The organism is Kineococcus glutinatus (genome assembly GCF_039542765.1).
GTDB lineage: Bacteria > Actinomycetota > Actinomycetes > Actinomycetales > Kineococcaceae > Kineococcus_A > Kineococcus_A glutinatus.
On record NZ_BAABIL010000248.1, the window covers coordinates 1 to 6,972 of the forward strand.

Below are 6,972 nucleotides of genomic sequence, written 5' to 3' on the forward strand. Positions count from 1 at the left end.
GGTGCTGTTCGCGCTGCACCTGCTCGGCCGCGCACCCGAACCCGTGCCGTGGCCGGCGCGCTGGCTGCGCTGGCCCGACTTCCGGCTGCCCGCCGACCGGGCCGAGGCGGCGCAGGCGCTGCGCGAGGTGTGGGGCGGAGCCGCGGGCGAGCGCGTGGAGGTGGCCTGCGGCGGGGGCCGGGGCCGCACCGGGACGGCGCTGGCCTGCCTCGCGGTGCTCGACGGGGTCCCGGCGGCGGAGGCGGTGGCGTACGTGCGGGCGCGCTACGACCCGCGGGCGGTGGAAACCCCCTGGCAGCGCCGCTACGTGCGGGGTTTCGGAACCGCTCAGCCCCCGGCCAGCCGGTAGACGGACACGTGCGAGCGGGAGCCCGCGGTGAACTCCGCCCCCGACCAGTCGGCGTGCCGGGACTCCAGCCCGAACCCGGCGAGCCGGGCCATGAGGTCCAGCTCGGACGGCCAGACGTAGCGCTGCGGGGTGCGGAACAGCTCGGCCCGCCGGCCGCCGCCGGGGTCGAACCGCACGTGGTGGGAGACGACCTGCTGGTGCAGCACGTCGTAGGTGTCGATGCCGAGGTAGCCGGGTTCGTGGAGCCACACGGTGGCCTGCCGGTCCGGGGGCAGCGCGCGCAGCTCGGGCACCCACAGCTCGACGACGAACCGGCCGCCGGGGGACAGGTGCCGGGCGGCGTTGCGGAAGCACTCGACCTGCCCGGCCTGGGTGAGCACGTTGGCGATGGTGTTGAAGACGAGGTAGACGAGGGTGTACGTCCCGGGCGCGACGGCGCTCGTCATGTCGCCGACGACGACGGGGAGCGTCGCCTCGTCCACCTTCGTCCGCAGCTGCGCCAGCATCGGGCGGGACAGCTCGATGCCGCTGACGGGCACCCCGCGCTCGGCGAGCGGTACGGCCACCCGGCCGGTGCCGACGGCGAACTCCAGGGCTGCGCCGCCCGCGGCGAGGTCGGCGAGGCGCTGCACGGTGGGCCCCAGCACCTCGGGGGCGAACATGCCCGTGCCGGGGGTGTCGTAGCGCTGCGCGGTCTCGGTGTCCCAGATCCGCTCCTGCTCCTGCTGCTGCTCCTGCTGCACGCGCACCACGCTCGCCGCCCGGCGCGGGGGGTGTCCACCGTTTTACCGGCGGCGGCTTGACCTCCAGCGCGCTGCAGGGTCCATCGTGGACGCCGGACGGGGCGGCCCGTCGGTGGGCGAGGAGGGGCGATGACGCAGCTGGTGCGACAGGCGGAGCCGGAGAGCCCGCTCGTGCGGGCGACGACGTGGCCGGTGGCGGAGTTCGACGCCGCGGCCTGCGCGGACCTGCTCGGGTGGGAACCGGCCGGGGGCGCGGACCTGGCGTCGCTGCGGTCGCTGCACCGCGCGCACGTGGCGCGCGTGGCGTTCGAGAACCTCGACGTCGTGCTGGGGCGCGTGCCGTCGCTGGACCCGGGGGCGCTGGTGGACAAGGTCGTGCACCGCCACCGCGGCGGGTACTGCTACGAGCTCAACTCACTGTTCGGGGCGCTGCTGGACGCGCTGGGTTTTCCGACCCGCCGGGTGCTGGCCCGCATCGGCGACCCGGCGCAGCAGGCGCGGCCGCGCTCGCACCTGGTCGGCCTGGTGGCGGCGGAGGGGCGGTGGTGGATCGCCGACGTGGGGTTCGGCTCCGGTCCGCTGGAACCCGTGCCGCTGGACGGCGAGACCGTCCGCCAGGGCGGCTGGACGTGGCGGGTGGTGCGCGGCCCGGAGGGCTGGTGGCGGGTGCAGCAGCTGCAGGAGCGGTGGGAGACGCAGTACACGCTGGCCGACGAGGCGACGTACCGCGTCGACGTGGAGGTCGCCAACCACAACACCGCGACGAGCCCCACCTCGCCGTTCACGCGCCGGCCGATCGTCGTGCAGCGCTCGGCCGAGGAGGAGCGGCGCCTCGTCGGCCGCACGCTCGCGGTGCGCCGCCCCGACGGCTCGGAGACCTCCCGCCTCGTGGGGGACGCCGAGTACGGCGAGGTGCTGGGCTCGTTCGGGCTGCGCCCCTCGCAGGAAGAGGTGGCCGCCGTGGTGGCGTCCCTGTCGCCGCAGGGCTGAGCGCAGGCGCCCGGCCCGTTCGGGCGGGCCCCGGTCAGCCCCGGTCGGTGCGCCTGCGCGGGACGAGGAAGCTCGTGCCGTCGGGGTTGGTAACGCGGTCCCACTCCCCGTACCCGGCGGCGGCCTCCTCCTCGGTGCGCGGACCGCGCGGGGGCGTGGGGTCGTAGGTGGCGTGCGCGGGGCCGGTGAAGGTGAACATGCCCTGGAACAGGGCATCGACCCAGCCGCGCTTGGAGCGCGGCCGCCGGTAGTAGAAGGGCACGTCGCGGTCGTCGTCGTGGAGCTGCTCCCGCCGCGGTGCGTCCTCGGCCATGTCCGTCCTCCCCGGTGCTTGGTGTGCTGAACCTTGGTGTACCAATAGTCTATCCTCGGCAGGGTGGCGGCGCGCATCCAGGACGACGGGGCGGAAGTGAGCGAGGTCACCACCGGCAGCCCGCTCGACCTGGAGCGGCAGGTCTGCTTCGCGATGGTCCTCGCCTCCCGCGGCATCGTCGCCGCCTACCGGCCCGTGCTCGAACCGATGGGCCTCACCCACCCGCAGTACCTCGTGATGCTCGCCCTGTGGCAGCACGCCCCGCTGTCGCTGACCAGGATCAGCCAGCTCCTCCAGCTCGACCCCGGCACCGTCTCGCCGCTGCTCAAGCGCCTGGAGGCCGCCGGGCTCGTCGAGCGCACCCGCGTGCCCGGCGACGAGCGCACCCTGGCCGTCACCCCCACCCCCGCCGGACAGGCGCTGCGCGCGCAGGCCGAGCAGGTGCCCGTGCGGATGATGGCCCGCCTCGGCCTCGACGAGGAGGACCTGCGGCAGATCCACGCCCTCATGCTCCGCGTCGTCGCCGCCGCCGAGCGCGCCCAGCAGGACCCCACCTGACGCCCCGACCGCCGCGCCCCGGCCCTGGCCGCCGCGGCCACCGTGGGGCGAGGATGGCGCCGTGGACGCGACCCGGGACGTCGACGTGCCGGCTGCCGTCGCCTTCCTCGCCACGCACGGGCGGGTGCTGGACCGGCGCCGGCTGGCCCTGCTGCTCGGCCACGCCGGCCCGCAGGAGGTCCTCGCCGCGCTGGACGCCCACCGCAACCCCGACGGCGGCTACGGCTGGGGCCTGGAGCCGGACCTGCGGGACGCCGGCAGCCAGCCGGTCGCGGCGATGCACGCGCTGGAGGTCCTCGTCGAGGCGGCCGACCCCACCGAGCCGCGGGCGCCGGCGCTGCTGGACTGGCTCCACCGGCACTCCCTGCCCGGCGGCGGCCTGCCCATGGCCCTGCCGCTGGCCGACCCCGCCGGATCGGCACCGCACTGGGCGGGAGCCGACCCGCAGGTGCCGTCGCTGCAGATGACGGCGCAGCTGGCGGCCCTGGCGCACCGGCTGGTGCGGGTGCGCACCGACCTCGCCGGCCACCCCTGGCTCGCGGCCGCCACCGCGTGGTGCCTGGACGCGATCGGCCGCCTCGACGGCAGGCCGCCCGCCCACGAGGTGCTGTTCGCGCTGCACCTGCTCGACGCCGTGGCCGGCTCCGAGCCGCGGGCGCCGGCCCTCCTGCAGCGGCTCGCCGCGCACGTGCCGGCATCGGGCCTGCTGCCCGTCGAGGGCGGTGCGCCGGGGGAGGCGCTGCGCGCGCTGGACCTGTCCCCGGACCCCCACGGCGCCTCGCGCGCCCTGCTGGACGAGGCCGCGGTCCGCGCCGACCTGGAGCGGCTGGCGGCCTCGCAGCAGCCCGACGGCGGCTGGGTCGTCGGCTTCCCCCCGTGCTCCCCGGCCGCGGCGCTGGAGTGGCGCGGCTACGAGACCGTCCGGGTGCTGCGCCTGCTGCTGCCCCGCTGACCCCGGCCCCGCTGACCCCGGCCCCGGCGCCGCGCCCGGTGGCCCCGCTCCGCCGGACGGGGGAGGGTCCCGCCGTACGCTGCCGGGCGTGGCCACCGACCCCGCGAGCGACACCCCGGCGATCGAGACCCCCGCGCTCGACACCCAGTACGAGGACCTGCTGCGGCACGTCCTGGAGCACGGCACCCCCAAGGCCGACCGCACCGGCACCGGCACGCGCAGCGTCTTCGGCCACCAGATGCGCTTCGACCTGTCCCGGGGCTTCCCGCTCGTCACCACCAAGCGGGTGCACTTCCGGTCCGTGGCGCTGGAGCTGCTGTGGTTCCTGCGCGGGGACTCCAACGTCCGCTGGCTGCAGGAGCGCGGCGTGAGCATCTGGGACGAGTGGACCGACGCGGACGGCGACCTCGGGCCGATCTACGGGGTGCAGTGGCGGTCCTGGCCCACCCCGGACGGCGGCCACGTCGACCAGATCGCCGGGGTGCTCGACACGCTGCGCCGTGACCCGGACTCGCGCCGGATGGTCGTCTCGGCGTGGAACGTCGCGGAGCTGGACCGGATGGCCCTGGCCCCCTGCCACGCGCTGTTCCAGTTCCACGTCGCCGGCGGGCGGCTGTCGTGCCAGCTCTACCAGCGCTCCGCCGACCTCTTCCTCGGCGTCCCCTTCAACATCGCCTCCTACGCGCTGCTGACCCACATGGTCGCCCAGCAGGTCGGCCTGGAGCCGGGGGACTTCGTCTGGACCGGCGGCGACGTGCACGTCTACGACAACCACGTCGAGCAGGCGCGCGAGCAGCTCACCCGCGAGGTGCTGCCGTTCCCCCGCCTGGCGCTGCGCCGCGCGCCGTCGCTGTTCGAGTACTCCTTCGACGACCTCGAACTGCTCGGCTACCACCCCCACCCCGCGATCAAGGCCCCGGTGGCGGTCTGATGATCGGGATGGTGTGGGCGCAGGCCACCGGCGGGCTGATCGGCCGCGACGGCACGATGCCCTGGCACGTGCCCGAGGACATGGCGCACTTCAAGCGGCTCACCACGGGCGCGACCGTCGTCATGGGCCGGGCGACGTGGGACTCCCTGCCCGCCCGCTACCGCCCCCTGCCGGAGCGGCGCAACGTGGTCCTCACCCGGCAGCGGGACCTGGTGCTGGAGGGCGCCGAGGTCGCGCACACCCTCGACGACGCGCTGGCCGGCGACGGCGACGTGTGGGTGGTGGGCGGCGGGCGGGTGTACGCCGCGGCGCTGCCCCGCGCGGAGCGGCTCGTCGTCACCGAGATCGACCTGGTGCCCGACGGCGAGGGCGACGGCGACGTGCACGCCCCCGAGCTGGGTCCGCCCTGGCGGCGGGTCGCGGTGGAGCCGGGCGAGGGCTGGCACGTCTCGACCGGCGGGTTGCGCTACCGCATCGGGACGTGGGAGGTGGCCGAGCCCTTCGCGGCGCGGTGAACGCGCTGCGTGCGGCCGCGGCGGACGGCGGGCACCTGGTCGAAGCGCTGGGCGCCCTGCAGGCGTGGCTGCTCCTGGAGGACTGCTACGCCCGCGGTGGGGTGCCCGACGAGGTGCTGCACTTCATCCACGACCACGTCGGCCGCCTCCTCGGCCCGCACGCGCACGCGGTGGGGGGTGAGTTCCTGCGCCGGCACGTCGAAGCCGGCGGGGACCTCGCCGACCTGGCCCGCGACCGCTCCGCGCTGCGCGACCTGCTGGAGCTGATCGAGGGGAAGCGGCGCCGCGGTTTCGAGATGCGGTGGCGAGCGGAGCGCCCCGCACCCCGGACCGGCGGGGTCCACCGGCCGGAGGCGCTGCTGGTGATGGCCGAGCACAGCGTCACCGACCCGGTGTGGGAGCGGCCGCTGGGGACGGGAGGGCCGGTGGCGCTGGGCGGGCTGGGCGTTCCCGACCCCCTCGTGCAGCGGCTGCGCGGGTGGAACGAGCAGTTCGAGCGGGTGGCGCTCACCGACGTCGGGTGGGAGAGCCCCCGGGTCCGCGCCGCGTGGGTCCAGCGCGGCCTGGACCTGGCGCACGAGCTGCAGCGGGAGCTGCCGGACGTGGACGTCCGCTACTTCTACGCCGACGACGACCGCCCCCTGCGCAGCCTCTGACGACGGCCGGGCGGCGGTGCGGTCGTGGCCGGCCGGCGCCGCACCCCACCGCGCCCCGGGCGCTAGGTCGTCGCGTGACCGGCGGGCAGGGTGCTCAGGGCCTCCACCAGGCCCTCCAGCTCGGGGGCCTCGGCGGCGCTGGCCAGCGCCCGGGCCAGCGTGGCGTCGTGGGTGGGCCTGGCCTGCTGCAGCAGCTCCGTGCCGGCGGCGGTGAGCTCGGTGTAGATGCCGCGGCGGTCGTCGGCGCACAGCACGCGGGCGGCCAGCCCGCGGTCCTCCAGGCGCGTCACGAGGCGGGTGGTGGCGCTGCTGGACAGGGCGGTGGCGCGGGCGAGCTGCTGCATGCGCAGGTGGCCGCCGTCCTGGCGGGAGAGGGCGTCGAGGACGGTGTACTCCACGACCGACAGCTCGTGGCGGGCCTGCAGCTCCCGTTCCAGCGCGGCTTCCAGGCGTCCGTGCAGGACGGCCAGCGTGCGCCAGCCCCGTGCCCGTGCTTCCACGGCGTCGTCGACGATGACCACGGCACCATCCTCCTCGTGCGGCTCCGGGTCGCCATCCTAACCAGCATGGCGGCCCGCAATCCGCTGATCGCAAATGCCCGCTCGTGCAAACACTTTTCCCTCCCGTCGCACCGCCTGAGGACCTCAGGGCGCTCCGGCGGCTCCCGGCCGCCCGCGGGATAGGGCGTCGTCCCGATGTGCCCGGCCACCTCAGCGGCGCAGCCTCGGTGGCGACGGACGGGCGGACGACGCGGAGGGCACGACCGTGATGACGCAGCACACGACCAGGTACCCGGCGGCGGGGGAACCGGTGAGCCCCTCCTGGGCGCTCTCCCGCACCCACGCCGGCCCCGGCAGCGCGGCCGGTGGGCCGTGGGGCTACCCCGCCGACCTCTGGCCGGCCCTGGCCGACCACGCGGAGCGGGCCGAGCGGCTCGGCGGCACCCGCCGCCCGCGGGAGGTGGC

Annotated in this window: 11 protein-coding genes; 8 read left to right on the forward strand and 3 right to left on the reverse strand. The window is 76.3% G+C overall.

Features of this window, described 5'->3' with window-relative positions:
- On the forward strand, positions 1–349 hold a 349-nt coding region (locus ABEB16_RS10270; RefSeq protein ID WP_345712156.1), incomplete at its 5' end, for a protein-tyrosine phosphatase family protein.
- Here ABEB16_RS10270 and ABEB16_RS10275 read toward each other — a convergent pair.
- Positions 328–1,092 carry a class I SAM-dependent DNA methyltransferase gene (locus tag ABEB16_RS10275; RefSeq protein ID WP_345712157.1) on the reverse strand — a complete coding sequence of 255 codons (765 nt, stop codon included), beginning with the start codon at positions 1,090–1,092 and terminating at the stop codon, positions 328–330. The genes ABEB16_RS10270 and ABEB16_RS10275 overlap by 22 nt on opposite strands.
- Before the next feature lie 129 nt (positions 1,093–1,221).
- Here ABEB16_RS10275 and ABEB16_RS10280 point away from each other — a divergent pair, with 129 nt between their 5' ends.
- Positions 1,222–2,082 carry an arylamine N-acetyltransferase family protein gene (locus ABEB16_RS10280; RefSeq protein WP_345712158.1) on the forward strand — a complete coding sequence of 287 codons (861 nt, stop codon included), beginning with the start codon at positions 1,222–1,224 and terminating at the stop codon, positions 2,080–2,082.
- A gap of 34 nt (positions 2,083–2,116) precedes the next feature.
- Here ABEB16_RS10280 and ABEB16_RS10285 read toward each other — a convergent pair whose 3' ends face one another.
- Positions 2,117–2,395 (reverse strand): hypothetical protein, encoded by a 279-nt coding sequence (locus ABEB16_RS10285; RefSeq protein ID WP_345712159.1) that lies wholly within the window; start codon positions 2,393–2,395, stop codon positions 2,117–2,119.
- 153 nt (positions 2,396–2,548) lie between these two features.
- Here ABEB16_RS10285 and ABEB16_RS10290 point away from each other — a divergent pair, with 153 nt between their 5' ends.
- From ABEB16_RS10290 to ABEB16_RS10310, 5 genes are all read left to right on the forward strand, one after another.
- Positions 2,549–2,953, forward strand: coding sequence for a MarR family winged helix-turn-helix transcriptional regulator (locus ABEB16_RS10290; protein WP_345712165.1), 405 nt, complete (start codon positions 2,549–2,551; stop codon positions 2,951–2,953).
- A gap of 61 nt (positions 2,954–3,014) precedes the next feature.
- Complete coding sequence (locus tag ABEB16_RS10295; protein WP_345712160.1) at positions 3,015–3,905, forward strand: hypothetical protein; 891 nt, start codon at positions 3,015–3,017, stop codon at positions 3,903–3,905.
- 121 nt (positions 3,906–4,026) lie between these two features.
- Positions 4,027–4,836 (forward strand): thymidylate synthase, encoded by an 810-nt coding sequence (locus tag ABEB16_RS10300; RefSeq protein WP_345712166.1) that lies wholly within the window; start codon positions 4,027–4,029, stop codon positions 4,834–4,836.
- Positions 4,836–5,351 carry a dihydrofolate reductase gene (locus ABEB16_RS10305; protein WP_345712161.1) on the forward strand — a complete coding sequence of 172 codons (516 nt, stop codon included), beginning with the start codon at positions 4,836–4,838 and terminating at the stop codon, positions 5,349–5,351. The genes ABEB16_RS10300 and ABEB16_RS10305 overlap by 1 nt, the downstream gene beginning before the upstream one ends.
- Complete coding sequence (locus tag ABEB16_RS10310) at positions 5,348–6,007, forward strand: hypothetical protein (protein ID WP_345712162.1); 660 nt, start codon at positions 5,348–5,350, stop codon at positions 6,005–6,007. Before ABEB16_RS10305 ends, ABEB16_RS10310 begins: the two co-directional genes overlap by 4 nt.
- A gap of 62 nt (positions 6,008–6,069) precedes the next feature.
- Here the strand turns inward: ABEB16_RS10310 and ABEB16_RS10315 are convergent, their stop codons facing one another.
- Complete coding sequence (locus tag ABEB16_RS10315; protein ID WP_345712163.1) at positions 6,070–6,528, reverse strand: MarR family winged helix-turn-helix transcriptional regulator; 459 nt, start codon at positions 6,526–6,528, stop codon at positions 6,070–6,072.
- Between the two features lie 247 nt (positions 6,529–6,775).
- On the opposite strand from ABEB16_RS10315, the gene ABEB16_RS10320 reads away from it, so the two are divergent.
- A partial coding sequence (locus ABEB16_RS10320; protein WP_345712164.1) for a hypothetical protein occupies positions 6,776–6,972 on the forward strand: 197 nt, incomplete at its 3' end.